This is a genomic window from Vibrio sp. A2-1 (assembly GCF_021728355.1).
Lineage (GTDB): Bacteria > Pseudomonadota > Gammaproteobacteria > Enterobacterales > Vibrionaceae > Vibrio > Vibrio splendidus_K.
Map to the genome: position 1 here is coordinate 231580 of NZ_JAKKCO010000004.1, position 22857 is coordinate 254436.

The following is a 22857-nucleotide window of genomic DNA, read 5'->3' on the forward strand; positions in this document are numbered from 1 at the left end:
AAAGAAATAATTATGACAACTCAAACTACAATCAATAACGAAAAGCTATCTCCGTGGCCTTGGCAGATCGAAGAGAGCACAACTCGCTTTGATAACGCGGCAATATCGACAATATTAAAAGACTTAAGCCTTGCTTGTTACGTCGTGAACCATCCAGAAAAAGGCTTAGGCGTAAGCCAAAAAGCTGAGATTGCATCGGGCGATTCAGCAAGCGCTGCAAACAGCCAGCCTGTTAGCGCATTTGCTCCAGCTCTTGGCACACAAAGTTTAGGCGACGAAGATTTTCGTCGCTGCCACGGCGTGAAATACGCTTACTACGCAGGCGCAATGGCAAACGGTATCTCGTCAGAAGAGTTGGTGATTGCGCTTGGTCAGGCTGGCATTCTTTGTTCATTTGGCGCAGCGGGCTTAATCCCGTCTCGCGTTGAACAAGCGATCAACCGTATTCAAGCAGCACTACCAAACGGCCCTTACGCGTTTAACCTGATTCACAGCCCAAGTGAACCTGCACTAGAGCGCGGCAGTGTAGAGCTGTTTTTGAAACACCAAGTAAAAACGGTTGAGGCTTCAGCCTTCTTAGGTTTAACACCGCAAATCGTTCACTATCGTGCAGCAGGCCTTAGTCGCGATGCACAAGGTGAGATTCAGATTGGCAACAAGGTTATTGCCAAGGTAAGCCGTACTGAAGTAGCGAGCAAGTTCATGCAACCTGCTCCTGTGAAAATGCTGCAAGCTTTGGTTGATGAAGGTCGAATCACAGCAGAACAAATGGAACTGGCACAGTTGGTTCCTATGGCTGATGACATTACTGCAGAAGCCGATTCTGGTGGTCACACCGATAACCGTCCACTGGTTACCCTACTGCCAACGATTCTTGCCCTGAAAGAGCAAATCCAAGCACAGTACCAATTCAAAACTCCACTACGTGTCGGTTGTGGTGGTGGCGTAGGTACGCCTGACGCTGCTCTAGCGACGTTTAACATGGGCGCGGCTTACATTGTTACTGGTTCAATCAACCAAGCGTGTGTTGAGGCTGGCGCGAGCGAACACACACGTAAGCTGCTTTCGACAACTGAAATGGCTGACGTGACTATGGCCCCGGCGGCAGACATGTTCGAAATGGGTGTGAAACTGCAAGTGGTTAAACGCGGCACCTTGTTCCCAATGCGTGCAAACAAACTATACGAGCTATACACGCGTTACGATTCAATTGAAGCGATTCCAGCAGAAGAACGCCTGAAGTTAGAGAAGCAAGTATTCCGTTCAACACTGGATGACATTTGGGCAGGAACTGTGGCGCACTTTAACGAGCGCGACCCTAAACAAATCGAACGAGCTGAAGGCAACCCGAAGCGTAAAATGGCGTTGATCTTCCGTTGGTACTTAGGGCTTTCTAGCCGTTGGTCAAACACAGGTGAACAAGGTCGTGAAATGGATTACCAAGTATGGGCAGGCCCTGCACTTGGCGCATTCAACGCATGGGCAAAAGACAGCTATCTAGACGATTATCAGCAACGTAATGCCGTTGATCTAGCAAAACACCTTATGCATGGCGCAGCCTACTTGGCTCGCGTTAACTTGCTGACCTCACAGGGCATTAAGCTTGATCCTGAACTCGCACGCTGGAAGCCAACTCAAAGAATGGCTTAAGTGACTCATGACTTAGCTAAACTTAAATTAGCTAGGCTCAACGAATAAAAAAAGCGACCACTTAGGTCGCTTTTTCTTTAGGTGTTCTTATCTAAATTTGATAGACGATTAAGAGTTTTGCATACGCTTTTTCAGTCGCGCTAAATCAATGGCGCTTGAACGAACCGTTAATTTGATGTGTTCGTAATCGTACTCTTCTTTAACCACACTCATGTTTGAGCGAATCTCACCGATGATGCCTTGTCCAGAATAAGGGATAGTGATCTCTTCTTCGATCATGCCTTCTTCAGCAACACCAACGATGTACTTGTGCAGTTTCGTGATATCTAACGGATCACGAGTCGACGTTAGCATCGCATCTGGGAATTCTTCGATCAGCTCTAATTGCTGTTCTTCAGTCAATCTATCGCACTTATTCAGCACTAATAATTTTTCGCTACCTTCAACGCCCACTTGTGCTAATACGTCGTGTACGACATCAAGCTGAGCTCGGAACGAAACGTCAGAAGCATCAACGACATACAAAAGCAGTGAAGCATCATGCGCTTCTGCTAGCGTTGAGTGGAATGAAGCAACCAGATCATGTGGCAGTTTCTTGATGAAACCCACCGTGTCTGAAACCAAGATACGTGGCTGAGTAATTGGCTGAAGTGCACGAACCGTAGTATCTAGCGTTGCGAACAGTTTATCTTCACCCACCACTTCGGTTGCGGTCATTGCACGCATCATCGAAGACTTACCGGCATTGGTGTAGCCAACTAAAGCAACAGTGAAAAGCTCCGCGCGCCTTGTGCGTCTGGTCTTCATTTCATCTTGTACGCTTACTAGCTCACGCTTAAGCGCAGCAATTTGGTCACGTACGTTACGACGGTCTAGCTCTAGTGAAGTTTCACCTGCGCCCTGACCCATTTGACGCTCTTTATCACCCTCAGCCGTTTCACGCAGTCGTGGAACTAAATAGTTTAGACGAGCGATATCAACTTGCAGACGAGCAGTACGAGTACGAGCGTGACGGCTGAAGATTTCGATGATGATGCCAGTACGGTCAAATACTTCCACACCCAAACTCGCCTCAACAGTACGCATTTGAGATGGACTTAAATCACAGTCAAATACCACAACATCAGCGGCGCCGTATTGGAAGTTGCCCGTTGGAAGATCATCAAAATCTAGCTCATCGATTTCAGAACTAAAATCAAACGACTCATCAATAAAATCTTCATCTTCAGCTTCTTCAATAGAGCCTTGGTAACCAGTTAGATGTGCAATTTCGGCAAGCTTACCTGCACCCAACACATTCTGTCGTTGAGATGAATTATGATGTTGCGATTGCGTACCAACGACTTTAAACCCTAGGGTTGACACTAAGCGAGCAAGTTCGGCAAGAGACTCTTTTGCTTCGTCACCTTTAAAATCCGGTGTCGTAATAGAAATAAGTAAAGCGTTATTCGCCGCTGGTTTTGCTGTTAGTTTCATGTATTCTTCTGTTTATGCACCAAAGTGCAACCTAGTTTTTGATCTAAAGTAGTGTGATCCTACGCGTTTCTACGTCAGCTTTATAGAGCTAAGGGATACTAAATCACGATATTATTGCAGTAGAAGCATATATATCGTTTATCCCTCTGTTTTTATAAGGAATAAAAAGCAAGTATAGACAACGAAAAAGGCAGCATCACGTTATTTATTACTAACTGGTGATACTGCCTTTAATTTAGACATGAACTTTGATTGTTAAACTAACTCAGCAACTAAAAGTTAGAAGTTAGAAGTTAGAAATCAATTCTCGCTTCAGTCTGAGCATCAAAGAACACGGCTTTCGATAGGTCAAAATGCAGGGGCGCCATTTGCCCAACCGACACTTCAAACTCTGGCGACAAACGACACGCCACTTCTTGGTCGTTAACTTTGACCATCGCGATAGTATCTGGCCCTGTCGGTTCCAATACCTCTAGCTGTAAGTCTAGTTTTGTTGAAGCAGAAACATCATCACTTGGCTGCTCAGTAATATGCTCAGGACGTAGCCCTATCACCAACTCTTTGCCATCTTGGTCACGCATACTCTGTGGCAATCGGATGTGGTGTTCTTGTTCGGCAGTACCCACCACTTTGATGATCGGGTTTTGCTCATCATCAAGATCCACCATGGTCTTAATGAAATTCATAGAAGGTGAACCCATAAAGCCCGCCACAAACATATTGTTTGGCTTGGTGTAGATCTCTTGAGGTGTACCTAACTGCTGCAGTTCACCGTCTTTCATTACTGCGATGCGATCCGCCAGAGTCATTGCTTCGATCTGATCATGAGTTACATAAACAATCGTGGTGTTGAGCTTCTGATGCAGGCGTTTAATCTGATGACGCATCTCAACACGCAGCTTGGCATCCAAGTTAGAAAGCGGCTCATCAAATAAATACAGCTTAGGACGACGAGCCAGAGCGCGGCCCATCGCGACACGTTGACGCTGACCACCAGAAAGCTGCGACGGTTTACGATCCAGCAACTGTTCGATTTGCAGCATTTCAGCCACTCGATTAACCTCAGCATCGATCTCTTGTTGCGGCATCTTACGAATCTTCAAACCGAAAGCGATATTACCGCGTACCGTCATGTTTGGGTAAAGCGCGTACGACTGGAATACCATCGCAATATCGCGATCTTTAGGTTCAACCTGCGCCACGTCTACACCATCAATCACGATTTCACCCGAGCTAATATTTTCGAGCCCAGCGATGGTGTTCATTAGGGTGGATTTTCCACACCCCGAAGGGCCGACAAGTATCAAAAATTCCCCCGAATCGATACTGATGTCGATGCCCTTTAACGTTTCGTTGTCCGCGTTGCGATAGGTTTTACGGATCTGTTTTAAATCTAATGTTGCCATGGGTAATTATCCTTTTACTGATCCTGCCGTCAGGCCACGAACAAAATATTTTCCTGCGAAGACATACACCAACAGTGTTGGCAGTGCGGCGATGATCGCGGCGGCCATGTCGACGTTATATTCCTTAACGCCAGTGCTGGTATTGACCAAGTTATTTAATGCCACGGTAATCGGCTGAGTATCTGAGCCGGAATAGACCACTCCGAACAAGAAGTCATTCCAAATCGCGGTAAACTGCCAGATCACCGTCACCATGATGATTGGCGTTGAGATCGGTAATAAAATCTTGAAGAAGATGGTAAAGAAGCCAGCGCCATCCAACTTTGCCGCTTTGATCAATTCATCAGGAATCGAGATATAAAAGTTACGGAAAAACAGTGTGGTAAATGCCATACCGTAGATAACGTGCACAATCACCAAGCCGATGGTTGTGTTCGCTAACCCCATCTTGCCAAGCATGGTTGCCATTGGCAGCAGCACCACTTGGAATGGGATGAAGCAGCCAAATAACAACAAACTAAAGAACAGGTTTGAACCTCTGAATTGCCATTTCGTCACAACATAACCATTGAATGCACCGAGCAATGTTGAAATCGCAACCGCAGGAATCACCATTTGGAATGAGTTCCAGAAGTAGCCTTTGATGCCTTCACATTTCACGCCCGTACAGGCGGTATCCCACGCTTTATACCAAGCATCGAACACCCACTCTTTCGGCAAGCTCATCAGGTTGCCCGCCTTGATATCAGGCAGAGTTTTGAATGACGTCAGCGCCATCACGAACAGTGGCATTAGGTACACTAAACAGAAGAAAAGCAGTGCTGAATAAATAAAGATTCGAGCAAAGTTTATGTTGTTCATCATGACTTTTTCTCCCTAAGCTCAGAGTACAGATAAGGCACGAGAATCGCTAAGATACCGGCAAGCATCATCATGGCGCTGGCAGCACCAAGGCCGATTTGCCCACGAGTAAAGGAGTGCGCGTACATGAATAGAGCAGGAAGATCCGATGAATAACCCGGGCCGCCTGCCGTCATTGCCGTCACAAGGTCAAAGCTCTTAATTGCAATGTGAGAAGTAATGATCACCGCACTGAAAACCACAGGGCGCAAGCAAGGTAAAATGATTTTAAGATAGATAGTGGGTAAGCTTGCCCCATCAATTTGAGCGGCTTTAATGATTGAAGAATCGATACCGCGCAGCCCCGCTAAGAACATTGCCATCACGAACCCTGAAGACTGCCAAAGTGCCGCTATCACTAAGGTGTAGACCGACATTTCAGAATTGACGAGCCAATCGAACCTGAAGTCAGTAAAACCCCAGTCATGCATCAGTTTTTCAATACCAAGGCCCGGATTAAGAATCCATTTCCACGCCGTACCCGTCACGATGAACGACAACGCCATTGGGTATAAATAGATGGTACGAATCGCGCCTTCTTGGCGGATGTTCTGGTCAAGTAATACTGCTAAGCCAACACCTAGCAAGATAGCAATCGCCATGAATAGAAAACCAAACACACCAAGATTGGTGATTGAGGTTATCCAACGATCGTTGTCCATCAGCTTTTCATATTGGGTTAAACCAACGAAGTTAAAGCTAGGCAGAAATCGAGAGTTGGTGAACGACAAGGCTGCCGTCCAAAATATATAGCCGTAGATGCACACCACGGTCACTAACGCAGTTGGCGCCAGTACAATTTTAGGTAACCAATGTTGTAACCTGTCAGCAAAACTTGGTTTTGGCGCAGGCTGGCTCCTTGTGGATTTTGGAGTCGACTCAGTCAAAACATGCTCCATAACTTATCCTTGTTGCACAATCGAGCCAATGGCTTACCTTTCGGCACCACATCAGCATCACGCATATCAGAATTAGAAGTGAAGAGCAGATAGACTCCCTACGAGCCTACCCACCCTGGGGGTTCGATAAAGCAACACATCCCGTCACTCACGTGCGTTGTGCGTTGCTTATCAAGTTAGATTAGATAGCGGCTTTCACTGCTTTAGCTAACTTAGCTGCCGCTTGTTTAGGATCGGCATCTTTATCATTGAAGAAGTTGGTCACTACGTCATAGATAGCGCCTTGAGCGTAGCTTGTTGTCGCTAGGCCGTGAGCCATACTCGGAACAAGATCGCCAGATTCAGCACTCGCTTTGAAGGTAGCCATTGAGTCCAACGCACATTGGTCGAATTTAGACATGTCCATATCGAGACGTACAGGGATTGAACCTTTGTTAAGGTTGAAGACTTCTTGGAAATCTTTGGTAAGAATGGTTTTCGCTAGGTCTTGCTGCGCTTTTTGGTTCTCTTTGTCACTTAACTCAAAGAACGCAAAGCTATCGATATTGAAGGTAAATTGGCCGTCAGTACCCGGAGCTGGTGCACAGATGTAATCTTTACCCGGCACTTTGCCTGCTGCAGTAAATTCACCTTTCGCCCAGTCACCCATGATCTGCATCGCGGCTTCGCCATTGATAACCATTGACGTTGCGACGTTCCAATCACGACCGGGAGAGTTGCTGTCGATGTAGTCACGCATCTTTTTGAACTTGGTGAATACTTCCACCATCTTGTCACCAGATAACACATCCATATCAAGATCGACGAACGCTTTGTTGTAATCTTCACTGCCTAATACATCAAGTGCTACTGCTTCGAATACCGTCGCGTCTTGCCAAGGTTGACCACCGTGAGCCAGTGGAATAAAGCCAGCTGCTTTAATCTTGTCTGCAGCAACAAAGAACTCATCTAATGTAGTCGGAACCGTAACGCCTGATTTTTCTAAAACAACAGGGTTAGCCCAAAGCCAGTTAACACGGTGAACGTTGACAGGAACCGCGACATATTCTCCATCCCACTTCATCACTTTAGTGACGACTTCTGGTAGTAGTTCATCCCACTGTTCTTGTTTCGCAGTTGCATCGAGAGATGTTAGAAAACCTAAACCACCCCACTCTTGAATATCATGACCTTTAATCTGCGCCGCAGATGGAGGATTGCCCGATACTGCTCGCGTTTTCAAAACGGTCATCGCACTTTCACCGCCGCCACCAGCAACAGCAAAATCTTTCCAAGTATGGCCTTGTTCTTCAATCATCTCTTTCAGTACCGCAGCAGATTTCGCTTCGCCACCGGCAGTCCACCAGTGAAGCACTTCCACTTCACCGGCTTGAGAAAATGTTGAGGCTGCAAGAAGAGATAGAGTAAGTAGGGTTTTATTGATTTTCATTATAATCTTCCATGTTTAGCGGACTCGACGTCCGGTTCAATAAAGAGTCTACTTATTTTGATTTTTAGGATTGAAACAAAAGGTAAGACTTATGTAACACAATTGTTACATTACACTTCTAAGCCTCTTGGTATATAGACTTTGGCTTCTAAGCCACCTGGAGAGGAGTTGCGAATAATGAGATCTCCGCCGTGTCCATGCAGAATATTGCGACAGATCCCGAGCCCTAAACCGTGTCCTTGGTCATCCGTAGCCAACCTAAAGTAGGGTTCGAAAACCAACTCTAACTTGTCTTCAGGAATACCTTTGCCGTGGTCTTGAATCGTCACAATGACCCACACAGAATCACTGCTGATATCCACCTCAGCTGATTGTCCATATTTCACAGCATTATCGATAAGATTAGTAAGCACGCGTTTGATCGCTAGCGGTTTGGCAACCAAAGGCTCAATCACTGCAGGTTCAAACTCGACCTGAGTTTGGTATTGATTGTGTAGTTCAATCACAGAGAGCATCATCTCGTTCAGATCGATAATGGCATTGTTTTCATGAAGGTCGGTGTCTCTGACCGCTTGTAATGCACCCTTCACCATCATCTCAAGCTCATCCAGATCTTTGTTAAACTTGTCTTTTTTTACTTCGCTTTCCAACAACTCAGCACGCAGCCTGAGTCGGGTGATTGGTGTCTTCAAGTCATGAGAGATAGCAGAGAACAAATGCTCTCGGTCAACAACATAACGACGAATCCGCTGCTGCATGCGATTAAAGGCTCGGGTTGCGGTGACCAGTTCAGTCGCCCCCTCTTCTTTCAATTGGGGTTGCTGAATATCCATACTCATTTCATTAGCTGCTCTTGCTAATTTTTTGAGAGGTCGCACTTGGCGACGAATCATCAAGTAAGTTAAAACCAGCAGAATAAGCGTTGAAGAAACTAAGAAGATCACCTGCTCTCTGCCAAGAATCGTATCGTCGAGTTTCACATATGGCGCTGGCAACAATGCCGCAATGTACACCCATTCATGACTGGTCAATTCTATCTGAACAACCAAAATAGGTGGATTAAGAGGCTCTAGCGTTAGCGTATGATGCGCCCATGATCGTGGGAGATCGCTTAAGTAGATGTCGTTTTTAAGCAAGCGAAGGTGTTCAGGTCGAGAGAAATCAACCCGCACTGACGCCACTTTATTGAGTTTGCTACTCAAAACACTTTCTATGGCTTCAATCGAGGCGGTTTTTAAGCGGGTATCGGGGATCGGTTCGACAATCAAAGCCTCTTTATTGAAAGAAACAAAGAAACGCGTACCGCCCATATTGCGGATCTGATCCAGCACGATATGGCGATATTTAACAGGCAGAGATTGGAAGAAAGTCACCGTTGAGGCAAACATGTTCGCCATGCTCGAAGAGGCAGAACGAATCCCCTCCAGTTCTTTGTGCTTGGATTCACTATACCAAATAGACGTTGCGATACCCTGAGCGATCACCACCGCTAGCAAGGTTAACAACAAGGTTCTTGCGACCAAGGAGTTTGGCTTTAACCTGCTCAACCAGTTCATACGAGACACTTCATACAGAATACTTCATTGGAAATACTTAATTAGCATTACTTCATTAACAATAGGTCATGCTTAGTGTTCATACTGAACAGGCACAGCAAGAATGTAGCCATTGCCACGCATAGTTTTGATGTAATGAGGGTATTTACCACTGTCGCCCAGTCGACTTCTCAGGCGACTAAGCTGCACATCAATGCCTCGCTCAAAAGGCAGCGCTTCTCGGCCTCTGGTTGCGAAAGAGATAGTATCTCGGTCGAGAACTTCGTTAGGACGAGTTAAGAACAGCATTAACAAAGAAAAGTCACTGCCTGACAAGTCCATCTCTTCTGCGTTTTCATTATGGGAGATCCGATGCGCTAGGGTATCAAGCGTCCAATCACCAAAAATAATCTGCTTTGGTAGTGCATCACTCGGCTTGTCATCCACCACTTGAACACGTCGTAATAACGCTTTGATTCGAGCCATTAATTGACGAGGACTAAACGGCTTGGCAATGTAGTCATCGGCACCAATTTCTAAGCCGATGATCTGGTCGGTTTCATCCGATACTGCAGTCAGCATGATGATAGGCACATTCGATTGCTTACGTACTCGTTGGCACAAGGTAAAACCATCATCACCGGGTAGCATCACATCAAGCAGAATCAGATCGGGATAACCTTGGTTTTGCAGGTGGGTCTCTAGTTCAACACCGTCTCCCACAGAAGACACATCGAAACCAGATTTTGTTAGGTACTCTTCCAGCAGCTCGCGGATTTCTTGATCATCATCCACCACGAGAATTCGAGTATTTGTTGGCATCGCCCAAACCTATTAAATTTACAACTTATTCACATAGTGTATAGGCTGGCCGATTATTTGATTATTGACATGTTTGTAAAGTTAGAAGAACGAACAGATAAAGATCACATCTTAGTGACCTCTACCTGTACTTAGCGACTCAAAGAATCATCGAAGGCTAAGAGGAACAGCTGATTTCCATCGCTTTACCCCACTCTGGAGGCAACGCAGCAAGGTGTTCGTAGTCAGGGTGTTCTGCGTATGGGTCAGCCAGTACCACCATTAATGCTTCAATATCACTGCTATCACCGCGTTCCGCTTTATCTATTGCAAGCTGAGCAAGGTAGTTTCTGAGGATAAATTTAGGGTTTATTTGTCGCATTTTTTCGCAGCGCTCTGTCACTGAACTGTCTTCAAGTTCGCAGCGTTGCAAATAGTTATCTACCCACAATTTTGCTGCGTCTCGATCAATAATCAGATCAATCACTTCCTGCGGCAACAAGGTATCTAGGTTCGACAGCGTTCTAAAGAACCTTGGATAATCGACTTTGTTTTGCGACATCAGCTCGAACATAGATTCAAACAAGCGAGTGTCACCTTCCTGTTTGGAAAGTAGCCCCAACTTACGACGCATCAGTTGACTGAAATAACCGTTCATTTGAGGTTCGTATTGTTCGAGTGCAGCCTCAAGTTCGGCTTTATCCACCAGCGGCGAAAGTGAGTGCGCCAGTGCCGACAGATTCCAAAGCCCTATTCTTGGTTGCTGATTAAAGGCATAACGACCTTGGTAATCCGAGTGATTACAGATCAATCTTGGGTCGTATTCATCAAGGAACGCGAATGGGCCATAATCGAAGGTTTGCCCGATAATTGACATGTTATCTGTGTTCATCACCCCATGAGCAAACCCATTGGCTTGCCACAATGCGACCATCTCAGCAGTACGATCAACAATCTCATTAAACATGGCAGCGTAGGGTTTTTCTTCATCGAGGCATTCTGGGAAGTGCCATTCGATGACTTTGTCGGCCAATAATTTATGTTCTGCCAACTGATTGGTATAAAACAGGTGTTCAAAGTGACCGAAACGAATATGCGATTCAGCAGCGCGCACCAATAATGCCCCCCACTCTTGCTTCTCACGGTAAACCGGCGTGTCACTGGTCATCATAGCCAGCGCACGTGTGGTTGGGATATTAAGCCCCGCCATTGCTTCGCTACATAGATACTCACGAACCGTCGAGCGAATAACTGCGCGGCCATCGCCCATACGTGAATATGGCGTTTTACCCGCACCTTTCAGGTGTAAATCGAACGTTTCGCCATTTTTAGCGACAATTTGCGCTAATAACAGCCCTCTTCCATCACCTAAATCAGGGTTATAAGAGCCAAACTGATGGCCTGCGTATTTCATTGCTACCGGTGAGAATTGCTCAGGTTCAACATTGCCAGATAACGTCTCAAGCAATTCCTCAGAAGCATCTTCAAATGACAGAAAGCCGAGCTCACTCGCAAGGTTATGGTTCCATGCAAGCCATTGAACATTGCTGAGCGGTGTAGGTTGAATTGGGGTATAGAACAATCGAGGTAATGCAGTAAATCGATTGTTAAATGAAATAGAATCCCAGACAGACATGAGAGGTACACTGTAGATAAAAGATAACTTAAGATTATCACAGTTTGGTAACAACTTCAGAGCAGGTTACATGTCTAGCCAGTTAAGAGAAGGCGACTTGGTTGCTTTACTAAAAGAAGAAGTTTACTCAGAGAAAATCGCTACTAACTAGAAAGTGGCTATTTAAGAGGAAGTGGATGCTAAGAAAAATAGTTCCTAGGAAAAAGCTAAGTGGCTAGCCTGATGAGAAAAGCCACATTTACGAGAGGAAGAGTTCTAACTTTGAAGACTTTTTGAAAAGTGTATTCATAATAAAAACTAAAAATATAGAGCCATAAAATGACTACATTAGAGCAAGAATACCCACAAGAGAAAGGGTAGAGAAAATCCAAGTACGACTGATTACGCCAAAATTACTGTGTTGAATCATTTCTTGATGCTGCATATGTCTCTCCTGAGAACGTGATGGTGTAACACCAATATATCGACTTTACACCGATATCAGCAAGCACATTAATATTAACCTTTTATTACAGCATCAAGAATATTCTGTAACTATTCAAGCCATCAATCACTTCATCAATTATGCTCGGGTTGTCGTCGAAAGCAGTGCTCCAGCACCAATAAATACACCACCTGTTACACGATTAAATATCTTAGCTCGACCTTTAGCGAACAACCAATTTGATGATTTAGCACCTAAATATGCGTAAACCAAGAGCCAAGACAGCTCCATCACAGCGAAGGTCAAAGCAAACACCGAAAACTGAGGAAGAAGTGCTATTGAAGGGTCAATAAACTGTGGGAACAACGCCGTAAAAAACAAGATTGCTTTCGGGTTGCTCGCGCCAACAATAAAGCCACTGAGGTAATGCTGCGCAGCACTTTCTTTAACAGATTTAGAACCGGCTTGTTGATTTGATAACTTGTCATAATCTTGTTGGTTAGATCGCAATGACTTCAAACCGAGGTAGATAAGATAGGCAGCACCTGTCCATTTAATGACATTAAACACCACCTCAGACGAAGCGATAATCACACCCAGCCCAGTAAACGATAACGTTAGAATTCCAGTAATCGCAGTTAAGCTACCCAGCGCGGTAAATATCGATAATTTAAAGCCAGACTGCACTCCCTTAGTCATGCACAACAAAGAACTCGGCCCGGGTGAAGCCGTCAGTATCAGCACCGCTAGTAAATAATAAATCCATGTATCAAAGCTCATCGCGAATTCTCCTTAACTCACTAAAACGTACAACTTTTGAACATCAATATGTAATAGCTATTCACATTAATCAACTAAATATTAAACAATATTCACTCAATCATAATGACAAAGCATTAATCACAGATATAAAAAAACGCCATGCATTACTGCATGGCGTTTAAATTAATACGGCTAAAGTTTCTTTTGTTCGTCGAGATAATTTTATCGACTACAGAAACCAAAAGCACTCAAAGAAACTTAGTCTTTGTAGATAGAGAACTCATCTGCACAAGCCACTAACTGCTCGCGAGTGATCATGAATACGCCATGACCGCCATTCGAGAACTCAATCCAAGTAAATGGAATTTCTGGATATTGGTCCATCATGTGAACCATTGAGTTACCCACTTCACAGATCAAGATACCATCATCAGTTAGGTAATCTGGTGCGTTAGAAAGAATACGGCGAACCAGTTTAAGGCCATCAGTACCCGCTGCTAGGCCAAGTTCCGGCTCATGAGTAAACTCTTCTGGCAGGCTGTTCATATCTTCTTCGTCCACGTACGGTGGGTTCGATACGATCAGGTTGTATTTCTCTTTTGGCAAATCACGGAAAAGGTCTGAACGGATTGGGAACACTTGTTGCTCCATGCCGTGATCTTGAACGTTTTGCTCGGCAACTTGCAGTGCATCAGTCGAGATATCGATCGCATCTACTTCTGCATCAGGGAAAGCGTGAGCACAAGCGATAGCAATACAACCACTACCCGTACACATATCCATGATGCGCGTTGGCTCTTCAGTTAACCAAGGTTGGAATTGAGCTTCGATCAGCTCACCAATTGGCGAACGAGGCACAAGAACACGTTCATCAACGAAGAACTCTAGACCACAGAACCAAGCTTTGTTGGTTAGGTAAGCCGTTGGTGTACGATCATTGATACGCTTGATTACGCGCTCAACAATACGCAGACGTTCGCTGCTCGTTAGACGAGAGTTCATCACATGCGAAGGAACATCAATCGGCAGATAAAGAGTAGGTAAAATAAGTTGTACCGCCTCATCCCACGCGTTATCAGTGCCGTGACCATAAAAAAGGCCCGCTGCGTTAAAGCGACTAACAGTCCAACGAATCACATCTTGAAGCGTGTGTAGTTCTGATACCGCTTCTTCTACAAAAATCTTATCCAAAATTGTCTCCGAAAAGCGCTACAATACTGCTAATTACGTTTCTAATTAGAATTCATAACCTGATGAGCAAAAAAGACACCGACTTCGATGACGATTTCGCCCTATTCAACGATGCAGTAAAGGGCGTTAAAAAGTTGCAACAGGATACCATAGTCCAGCAGCCAAAAAGAAATGCCAAGCAAAAAGAAATTACTCGCACGGCAAGACAAGCCAGTGATAGCGAGTTTTATTTCTCGGATGAGTTCATTCCGCATCTTAGCGAAGAAGGCCCAACACGTTATGCGCGTGATGATGTCTCTAAGTATGAGGTGAAGCGCTTACGTCGTGGTGTCTACGTACCTGATGTGTATCTTGACATGCACGGTATGACTCAACAAGAAGCGAAACGCGAGTTAGGTGCAATGATTGCTCATTGCATTAAAGAAAGTGTCGCGTGTGCTTGTGTTCAACATGGTATCGGTAAGCACATTCTAAAACAGAAAGTGCCTTTGTGGTTAGCACAGCACCCGGATGTAATGGCTTTTCACCAAGCACCTTTAGAGTTCGGTGGTAACGGGGCATTGTTGGTTTTGCTTGCTATTCCAGATAAATAACTCCGACTCACTATTTCCCCCCAACGTCAAAAACAGAAAAGGGCACCTCAAATCATTGAGGTGCCCTTTTCTTTGTTATCTTTCAGCCTACAGGTTAGATAAAACCTCGACTATGGATTGATGTTCCAAAGTAACTCGCCTTTTTGTGTCTCAAGGTCGAATTCAATGCAAGCCAAACCTGACGTCGGAAACATTGGTGGTGCCATGCCTGTCGCGAACTCAGCGGTTAAGTAGCCAACTAGAGGTAAATGAGAAACAAACAAAATGGTCTCTAGTTTTTCTACTTCAGCCATCGCTAAAGTCAAATCAAACACGTCGTCAGACATTCCATAAGGCGTAATATCATCACAGGTTTCTACTTTCTTTCCGGAAAACGCCTGAGATATTTCTAACCACGTTTCTTGTGCCCTTAAATATGGGCTCACAAGCACTTTATCGAATTGACTAATCCCCTGCTCATTTGCAGCTTGAGCCACTGCAAGAGATGCCATTTTCCCGCGCTTGGTTAACGCTCGTTCTGCATCCGAGTCCGCAAAATGTTCTGCTTCACCGTGGCGCATTATGAATATTTTCATGTTCAGTCCTGTCTACGTAACATTTCGAAAGTCGATATATCCCATATCAGCGATACGCTACTTAGCGTTTGGCTCTCAAACTAGAGAAGCCGCAGTCTATATAAATAATTATATCAAGTCACTTGCTAAAGAGTTCGACTTTCTTAACAATCTTATTAAAAGAAAATAAATCACTGATAAAAATCGATAAAAATGATTTAGAAGTCGCCAAAAAGCTCTTCATATCCCAAAATGTGATCGCAAGGTTTGCACCTCAAATCATCGCGTACATAATTTAAAAACCACCTTCTCTGGAGATGCTTCTGTGCATTTAAGCCCTAATGATGAACATCAATACCGTTACGTAACCTTGGATAACGGATTGCGAGTACTGTTAGTTCACGATCAGAACGCTCAAAAAGCTGCAGCCGCACTCGCCGTTAATGTCGGGCATTTTGATGACCCTACCGACCGAGAGGGTTTAGCGCACTACTTAGAGCATATGCTATTTTTGGGAACTGAAAAGTATCCAAAGGTCGGAGAGTTCCAAAGTTTTATCAGCCAACATGGCGGTAGCAACAATGCTTGGACCGGAACCGAACACACCTGCTTCTTTTTTGATGTTGAATTGAATGCCTTTGAAACCGCCCTCGATCGCTTCAGCCAATTTTTCACAGCGCCACTTTTTAACGAAGAAGCACTAGACAAAGAACGCCAAGCCGTTGATTCCGAATATAAAATGAAACTCAACGACGACTCGCGACGCTTGTACCAAGTTACCAAAGAACTGGTGAATCACAATCACCCATTCTCGAAGTTTTCTGTCGGTAATATCGAGACGTTAGGTGACAGAAACGGTGACACGATTCGCCAAGAGATCTTATCGTTCCACCAGCAACAATATTCAGCCGACCTGATGACACTGACGTTATCTGGAAACCAATCGCTTGATGATATGCAGAATTGGGTTGAGGAGCGCTTCAGTTCTATTACCAACCATCATCTACAAGGCAAGAAGGTTGCAGTTCCGATTGTTGGCGAGTTAAGCACTGGCGTACAAGTACACGTTAAACCGATAAAAGAAGTGCGCAAACTTATCTTAACCTTCCCTATGCCAAGCATGGACGAGCACTATGGGATTAAGCCATTATCATTCTTTGCACACCTTATCGGTTACGAAGGCGAAGGCAGTTTGATGATGCAGCTGAAAGAGAAAGGTTGGATTACTTCCCTCTCGGCAGGTGGCGGCGCAAGTGGCAGTAACTATCGTGATTTCACGATCAGTTGTTCAATGACCATCGAAGGCTTAACCAAAACCGATAACGTCGTTCAAGCAATATTTCAGTACATCAAACTCATTGAACAACAAGGCATCGAAGAGTGGCGTTATCTTGAAAAGCGCGCCGTTTTAGAGTCCGCTTTCCGCTTTCAAGAGCCCTCCAGACCGCTCGATGTCGTCAGTCATCTTGTTATCAACATGCAGCACTATCAAGAGCAAGACGTAGTGTATGGCGATTATAAGATGTCGCACTTTGACGAAGAATTACAACGCTCTTTGCTTCCCTACTTATCTGTCGACAACATGCGGGTCACCATCGTAGCTCAAGGCTTCGAGTATGATAGAGAAGCGAAGTGGTACTTTACGCCCTACTCCGTCACGCCTTTTAGCTCAGAGCAGACCCAGTGCTTTACCTGCATCAACCCCGGCTGGATGTTTGAGCTGCCAAGTAAAAACCCATTTATTTGCTACGACTTAGACCCTGCTGAACTCGAAGGTGATGCTAAGCACCCACAACTGTTAGAAGAACTGGATGGCTTTAAGTTATGGCACCTCCAAGACCATCAATTTCGAGTACCTAAAGGTGTGGTGTATATCGCTATCGACAGCCCGCATTCAGTCGCTACCCCGAGAAACATCGTTAAAACGCGCTTGTGTGTAGAGATGTTCTTGGACTCGCTTGAAAAAGATACGTACCAGGCTGAGATTGCGGGTATGGGCTACAACATGTATACCCATCAGGGCGGTGTAACACTCACGCTTTCGGGATTCAGCGAAAAGCAACCACAGCTGCTCAATATGATCCTTGAGCGCTTCCAAGCACGCGACTTTAGTCCAACACGCTTTGAAACTATTAAGCATCAATTGCTCAGAAACTGGAATAATGCGTCGCAAGATCGTCCTATTTCGCAACTGTTTAATGCGATGACCGGCATACTTCAGCCAAATAACCCGCCTTATTCCGTATTAATTGAAGCATTGGAAACGATTGAGGTCGATGAACTCTCTTCTTTTGTTCAAGCTATCTTGGCAGAATTGCATGTCGAAATGTTTGTGTATGGTGATTGGAAAAAAGCCGATGCACACAAGATGGCTGAAACGCTAAAAGATGCATTACGTGTTCAAGACCAAGCTTACGAAGAGTCACTACGCCCATTAATCATGTTGGGTGAAAACGGCAGCTTCCAACGCGAAGTCGTATGTAATCAAGATGATTCAGCCATCGTGGTTTACTACCAATGTGCTGATATTTCACCTAAAAATATTGCGCTGTATTCATTGGCGAACCATTTGATGTCAGCTACCTTCTTCCATGAGATTCGTACCAAGCAGCAGCTAGGCTATATGGTCGGCACTGGCAATATGCCGTTGAACCGACACCCAGGTATTGTGTTGTATGTGCAATCACCGAATGCTGCCCCGGCAGACTTATTAGCCTCTATAGATGAGTTCCTCAATGCCTTTTACATGGTGCTGCTGGAGCTTAACGACTATCAATGGCACAGCAGTAAACGCGGGCTCTGGAATCAGATTTCAACGCCAGATACCACCTTGCGCGGTCGCGCCCAACGTTTATGGGTTGCGATAGGCAATAAGGACTTGGAATTCAATCAGAGAGAGCGTGTCTTAGAAGACCTCAAAGGTCTAACACGCTCAGACATGATGCGTTTTGTGGTCAGCCAGCTTAAACCTCGTACGGCAAATCGTCTGATTATGCATGCACACGGCAATGCTCATAATGAGGAAGAGAAGTTGTCGGCAGGTGTGGAGATTGGCTCAATTGATGAATTTCAGTTACGCCCTAAAGACTGTGAGCTTGGCTGATAAAGCTGAAATGAAAATCATAAGGTTGATGTGAAAGCATCAACCTTTTTTCTTGGATGAAGCACAAAATCAGATCTCCTATTACGCTCCTTCGTCGCTTTAGGAGATGACGGTAGTTTTGATTGCGATGCGTTTAGCCAACTCTCCCCTAGTAACACTAATAACTTACTCTCACCTCTCTTTTGTCATTCCCAAGAGGGAGGAACGACCGAGTTGGGAATCTCCCGACACACCGATAATATCTGGCAGAACACATCCCTCACCTCGTCATTCCCGAGAAGGAGGAACGACTGAGTCAGGAATCTCCCACACCAAGCCAACGCTACCAGACAAAACACATCACTCTCCCACGTCATTCCCGAGAAGGAAGAATGACTGAGTCGGGAATTTCCGACCCCAAGCCAACGCTACCTGACAGAACACACCACTCCTCGTCATTCCCGAGAAGGAGGAACGACTGAGTCGGGAATCTCCTTCCTTTCGCACACTCAAAAAAATAAAAAAGCCCGCATCAATCGCTTGATACGGGCTTGATAATCAATTTACTAGAACATTACTTGTAGAGAGAGTTACTTATAAAAAGACTCATCCAAACCAGCACGTGTCAGTAGGCCATCACATGGTGCGAAACGGTCACCGTACTTTTTAGCGAAGTCGTTCATCATCTCAACTAATGACTTAACACCGATTTGATCCATATAGCGGAACGGACCTCCTAAGAATGGAGGGAAACCGATACCGAAAATAGCACCAATATCGCCATCACGTGGGCTGCGGATAATACCGTCATCCAAACAACGAACCGCTTCGTTTAGCATAGGTAACACACAGCGCATCGCGATATCGTTATCGCTCAACTTAGGATCTGGTTGCAGCTTAAGCAGCTTGTAAACTGACTTATCGACTTCCTTCTTCTTACCTTTGTAAGTGTAGAAACCTTTGCCACTCTTACGGCCTTTACGGTTGTCATTCAAAAGAATATCGAACACATCAGGGCCTTGGAAACGATCGCCAAGCTCATTCACTAGAATTGGAATAATCTTCGCGCCGATATCAACACCCACCTCATCTAATAAGGTGATAGGGCCAACCGGGAAGCCGAAGTCCAATAACGTGCTATCGAGCTTTTCAATCGGCTCATTTGCCAATAATAAGTGCGCGGCTTCATTCATGTACGGAGCAAGAATACGGTTCACGTAGAAACCCGCCGTGTCTTTAACAACAATTGGCGTTTTGCCTTGCTTCTTCGCTAATGCAACAACTGTCGAAATCGTCTCTTCTGACGTTGTTTCATGAGGAATAACTTCAACCAATGGCATTTTATCTGCAGGACTGAAGTAGTGAAGACCGACAACGTTTTCTGGTCGCTGTGCCTTCTCTGCAATCTTGTGGATTGGCAATGAAGAAGTGTTGGTCGCAAAAATAGTCTCAGGTTTCGCATTCGCCTCAATGTCGGCAATCATCGATTGCTTAAGATCGAGGTCTTCAAATACTGCTTCAATCACGACATCGGTGTGATTAAAGCTCGTAAAGTCGATACCACCAGAAAGCTGCAGCATTTTACTTTCAAGTTCAGCTTTACTCAAAATGCGACGTTTACGCTGCTTGTCGAACAACTTAAAGTTGTAGTTAAGTGCGTTCAGAACACCTTCATTGGATACGTCTTTAATGCGAACCGGCACTTTAGCTTTAGCAACGCTAACATGGCTAATACCCGCCCCCATTAGACCGCCACCCAATACACCAACACGCTTAACGGCTTTAGGTTCTGCGTCTGCACCGTGTTCTTTTTTCATTTCAGTGGTGGCGAAGAAAATCGAACGAAGGGCTTTGGATTCCGTAGTCATTACCAGCTCAGAGAAACGCTTCGCTTCATACTGAAGGCCTTTATCAAAACCATTCTCTAGGCCATAGCGAATTACATCTAGAATTGCATCGGCTGCAGGGTAATTGCCGCGTGTTTTCTGTTTAGTTTTCTTAGAAGCTTGTTCGAAAATCACTTTACGACCAAGGCTATTACGTGAAATCAGCTTTTCTTTAGTTGAAGCCTGATTTTGAGACGCTAGACGTTTGCCTTTTTTGCTACCAGCATTCTTTTCAACAAAGCTTTTAGCCACTTCGAGCAAGATAGTTTCCGGAACACAAGCATCGACTACACCTAAAGATTTCGCTTTCTTAGCGCGCAGTTGCTTACCCGTAAGAATAAGGTCAAGAGAAGGCAGCAAACCGATAAGGCGAGGAAGACGTTGTGTCCCGCCCGATCCGGGCAACAAACCTAGTTGGACTTCTGGCAAACCAAGGCGAGTCTTGTCTGAATCGGTGCATACGCGATAATCACAGGCAAGAGCTAGCTCTAAACCACCACCTAAACAAGGGCCATGGATCGCAGCTACGACTGGATAAGGCAAATCAGACAATGTTTGGAACATCTCCTGCCCTTGGCGAGCCAAAGATTGTGCTTCGTCAGCGGTTTTACACGCATCAAGCATTCGCACATCAGCACCAGCGATAAAGTTATCTGGTTTCAGTGAGTGAACGATCAAGCCTTTTACGCGGCTTTGCTTTTCCTTCAACTGCTCGAAGATGGCTTTCATTTCTTCGGCAAACGCCGCTTGTAGCGTGTTCATTTTTTCGTTTGGCACATCGATCGCAAGCCATGCAATATCTTGGTCATCGATAGTTAAAGAAAATGCGGTCGCCTGTTTTACGGCTTCATCGTTTGTAACTGTCTTGTCACTTTTGGATGCAGCCACTGGAGTTGAATCCGTTTTTTTGACTGCTTTCTTTTCTTTTTTCACATCAAGAGTCGTAGACATTATTCCACCTCCAAGATCATTGCTGCACCTAAGCCACCAGCCGCACAAGCTGTATTCAGTGCTAAGCCGCCGCCGCGACGTTTCAGTTCACGTAGTGTTTGGGTCATCATGCGTGCGCCAGTCGCTGCAAACGGGTGTCCGTAAGCAATTGAGCTACCCAGAACGTTGAACTTCTCCATATCAATCTCGCCAAGCGCTTTTTCACGGCCAAGATTTTTCTGAGCAAATTCATCGCTTGCAAACATTTTAACGTTAGCCAGAACTTGGGCTGCAAATGCTTCGTGCATCTCGATAAGCGTTAGATCTGATAATTCTAGACCGGTATTCTTCAATACTTGAGAGGTCGCGTAAGTCGGCCCCATCAACATATCCGTTTCAACACCAATCGCTGAGAATGCATAGCCACGAATATAGCCAAGCACTTCTAAGCCTAGCTCTTTAGCTTTACCTTCGCGCATCAACATCACCGCAGCGCCGCCATCGGTAAGAGGAGTTGCATTGGCTGCCGTTACACTGCCGTACTTTCTATCGAATGCCGGGCGCAGTTTCGCGTAGCCTTCAACCGTTGAGTCGTGGCGAACGTTGTTGTCTTCCGCGAGGTACTTTTTATAAGGCGCTGGGAATGCCGTCATCACTTCGTCTTTAATCTTGCCTTCTTTCCATGCTTGAGAAGCCAAAGAGTGAGAACGGTGAGCAAGTGCGTCTTGAGCTTCGCGAGTAATACCATGCGTCTTCGCCATCTGCTCAGCCGTTTGTCCCATGGATAAACCGGTCGAGTATTCTGCGACGGCCGGTGGCACTGGCATCAGATCTTTGACTGAAAGTGTTTTAAGAATCTTCAGCTTCTGACCCATGGTTTTCGTTTTACTCAGCGCCAATAAATTTGCAGCCAATTTTTTGGAAACACCGATAGGCAATACAGAAGAAGAATCCGCCCCACCAGCAATACCAACATCAATCGAGCCAGCCATAATACTCTCGGCCACGTTAACCGCGGCTTGAAAGCTAGTTGCACAAGCTCGTGTCACGCTGTACGCATCGGTATTAATATCCATACCAGTACCAAGCACAATTTCACGTGCAATGTTTGGCGCTTCTGGCATCTGTACTACTTGACCGAACACGACTTGTTCAATAAGCGCAGGATCGATATCTGTTCGCGCAAGCATTTCACTCACGACCATTTTGCCTAGATCAACCGCAGGCACTTGACTAAATTCAGTGCTCTGACGAGCGAATGGGGTTCGTAATCCAGCGACAACGGCAACACGTTCTCCAGAACGGGTTTTGACTTCCTGTTTGCCCATGGTTTCTCCTTAATGTTAAGAGGTCTGACCTGAAGCATTGTAAAGAAGTTGTTAATAAAATCAAACGAGCGTTTAAATAAACGTGATACGAGTATCTCACTGTTTGAAAATTTAACTGCACCTTCAGGCGAACCTTTTGGGGGGAAAGGTTGTCGTAAGAGACTAAACTATTATGAGTAGGCGCTGTTATTGCAGTGTGTGAGGATTGTTTTCTTGAGGCAAAAAAAAACCACACAAAGCTGTGTGGTCGGAATGTATATAAAGCAATTAACTTAACGCCAATTGAAATAATCAGTTTCCTGATTAGGAGAAAGTAAAGTCAGCCTTCAAAAGGAAGTGTCGTCTTGCTCAACATGCTAGCCACGAATGACTAAC

The 22857-nt window shown here is 45.2% G+C and carries 16 protein-coding genes; 3 read left to right on the plus strand and 13 right to left on the minus strand.

The genetic code is table 11. The features are described from left to right. Positions 1-12: 12 nt before the first annotated feature. Positions 13-1650 carry an eicosapentaenoate synthase subunit PfaD gene (pfaD, locus tag L3V33_RS15505; protein ID WP_237290773.1) on the plus strand — a complete coding sequence of 546 codons (1638 nt, stop codon included), beginning with the start codon at positions 13-15 and terminating at the stop codon, positions 1648-1650. A gap of 108 nt (positions 1651-1758) precedes the next feature. Here pfaD and hflX read toward each other — a convergent pair whose 3' ends face one another. The 10 genes from hflX to prmB form a co-directional block, all read right to left on the minus strand. After that, complete coding sequence (gene hflX, locus L3V33_RS15510) at positions 1759-3126, minus strand: GTPase HflX (RefSeq protein WP_017073597.1); 1368 nt, start codon at positions 3124-3126, stop codon at positions 1759-1761. A gap of 293 nt (positions 3127-3419) precedes the next feature. After that, positions 3420-4532 (minus strand): sn-glycerol-3-phosphate ABC transporter ATP-binding protein UgpC, encoded by a 1113-nt coding sequence (ugpC, locus tag L3V33_RS15515; protein WP_237290774.1) that lies wholly within the window; start codon positions 4530-4532, stop codon positions 3420-3422. A gap of 6 nt (positions 4533-4538) precedes the next feature. Then, positions 4539-5396: a carbohydrate ABC transporter permease gene (locus L3V33_RS15520; RefSeq protein WP_004736059.1), complete on the minus strand. Its 858-nt coding sequence runs from the start codon at positions 5394-5396 to the stop codon at positions 4539-4541. Beyond that, a complete protein-coding gene (locus tag L3V33_RS15525) occupies positions 5393-6331 on the minus strand; it encodes a sugar ABC transporter permease (RefSeq protein WP_135457972.1) in 939 nt (312 codons plus the stop codon). Before L3V33_RS15525 ends, L3V33_RS15520 begins: the two co-directional genes overlap by 4 nt. A gap of 181 nt (positions 6332-6512) precedes the next feature. Continuing rightward, a complete protein-coding gene (locus L3V33_RS15530) occupies positions 6513-7760 on the minus strand; it encodes an ABC transporter substrate-binding protein (protein WP_017073600.1) in 1248 nt (415 codons plus the stop codon). 110 nt (positions 7761-7870) lie between these two features. Next, entirely contained in the window at positions 7871-9316 is a 1446-nt protein-coding gene (locus L3V33_RS15535) for an ATP-binding protein (protein WP_237290775.1), read from the minus strand. 72 nt (positions 9317-9388) lie between these two features. Then, positions 9389-10117: a response regulator transcription factor gene (locus L3V33_RS15540; protein ID WP_102576057.1), complete on the minus strand. Its 729-nt coding sequence runs from the start codon at positions 10115-10117 to the stop codon at positions 9389-9391. A 157-nt stretch (positions 10118-10274) separates the two neighbouring features. Then, positions 10275-11732 carry a protein adenylyltransferase SelO gene (locus tag L3V33_RS15545; RefSeq protein ID WP_237290776.1) on the minus strand — a complete coding sequence of 486 codons (1458 nt, stop codon included), beginning with the start codon at positions 11730-11732 and terminating at the stop codon, positions 10275-10277. Positions 11733-12294: 562 nt separating this feature from the next. Next, complete coding sequence (locus L3V33_RS15550) at positions 12295-12936, minus strand: LysE family translocator (RefSeq protein WP_146456862.1); 642 nt, start codon at positions 12934-12936, stop codon at positions 12295-12297. Positions 12937-13176: 240 nt separating this feature from the next. Then, positions 13177-14109: a 50S ribosomal protein L3 N(5)-glutamine methyltransferase gene (gene prmB / locus L3V33_RS15555; RefSeq protein WP_146456864.1), complete on the minus strand. Its 933-nt coding sequence runs from the start codon at positions 14107-14109 to the stop codon at positions 13177-13179. A gap of 62 nt (positions 14110-14171) precedes the next feature. On the opposite strand from prmB, the gene smrB reads away from it, so the two are divergent. Further along, on the plus strand, positions 14172-14702 hold the full coding sequence (gene smrB / locus L3V33_RS15560) for an endonuclease SmrB (protein WP_076678070.1): 531 nt from the start codon (positions 14172-14174) through the stop codon (positions 14700-14702). A 110-nt stretch (positions 14703-14812) separates the two neighbouring features. Here the strand turns inward: smrB and sixA are convergent, their stop codons facing one another. Then, positions 14813-15277 (minus strand): phosphohistidine phosphatase SixA, encoded by a 465-nt coding sequence (sixA, locus tag L3V33_RS15565; protein WP_054548175.1) that lies wholly within the window; start codon positions 15275-15277, stop codon positions 14813-14815. Between the two features lie 304 nt (positions 15278-15581). Between sixA and L3V33_RS15570 the strand changes: the two genes are divergently transcribed. Beyond that, complete coding sequence (locus L3V33_RS15570; RefSeq protein WP_237290777.1) at positions 15582-18359, plus strand: insulinase family protein; 2778 nt, start codon at positions 15582-15584, stop codon at positions 18357-18359. A 569-nt stretch (positions 18360-18928) separates the two neighbouring features. Here the strand turns inward: L3V33_RS15570 and fadJ are convergent. Further along, on the minus strand, positions 18929-21175 hold the full coding sequence (fadJ, locus tag L3V33_RS15575; protein WP_237290778.1) for a fatty acid oxidation complex subunit alpha FadJ: 2247 nt from the start codon (positions 21173-21175) through the stop codon (positions 18929-18931). Further along, positions 21175-22482 (minus strand): acetyl-CoA C-acyltransferase FadI, encoded by a 1308-nt coding sequence (fadI, locus tag L3V33_RS15580; protein WP_146456868.1) that lies wholly within the window; start codon positions 22480-22482, stop codon positions 21175-21177. Before fadI ends, fadJ begins: the two co-directional genes overlap by 1 nt. Between the last annotated feature and the right edge of the window lie 375 nt (positions 22483-22857).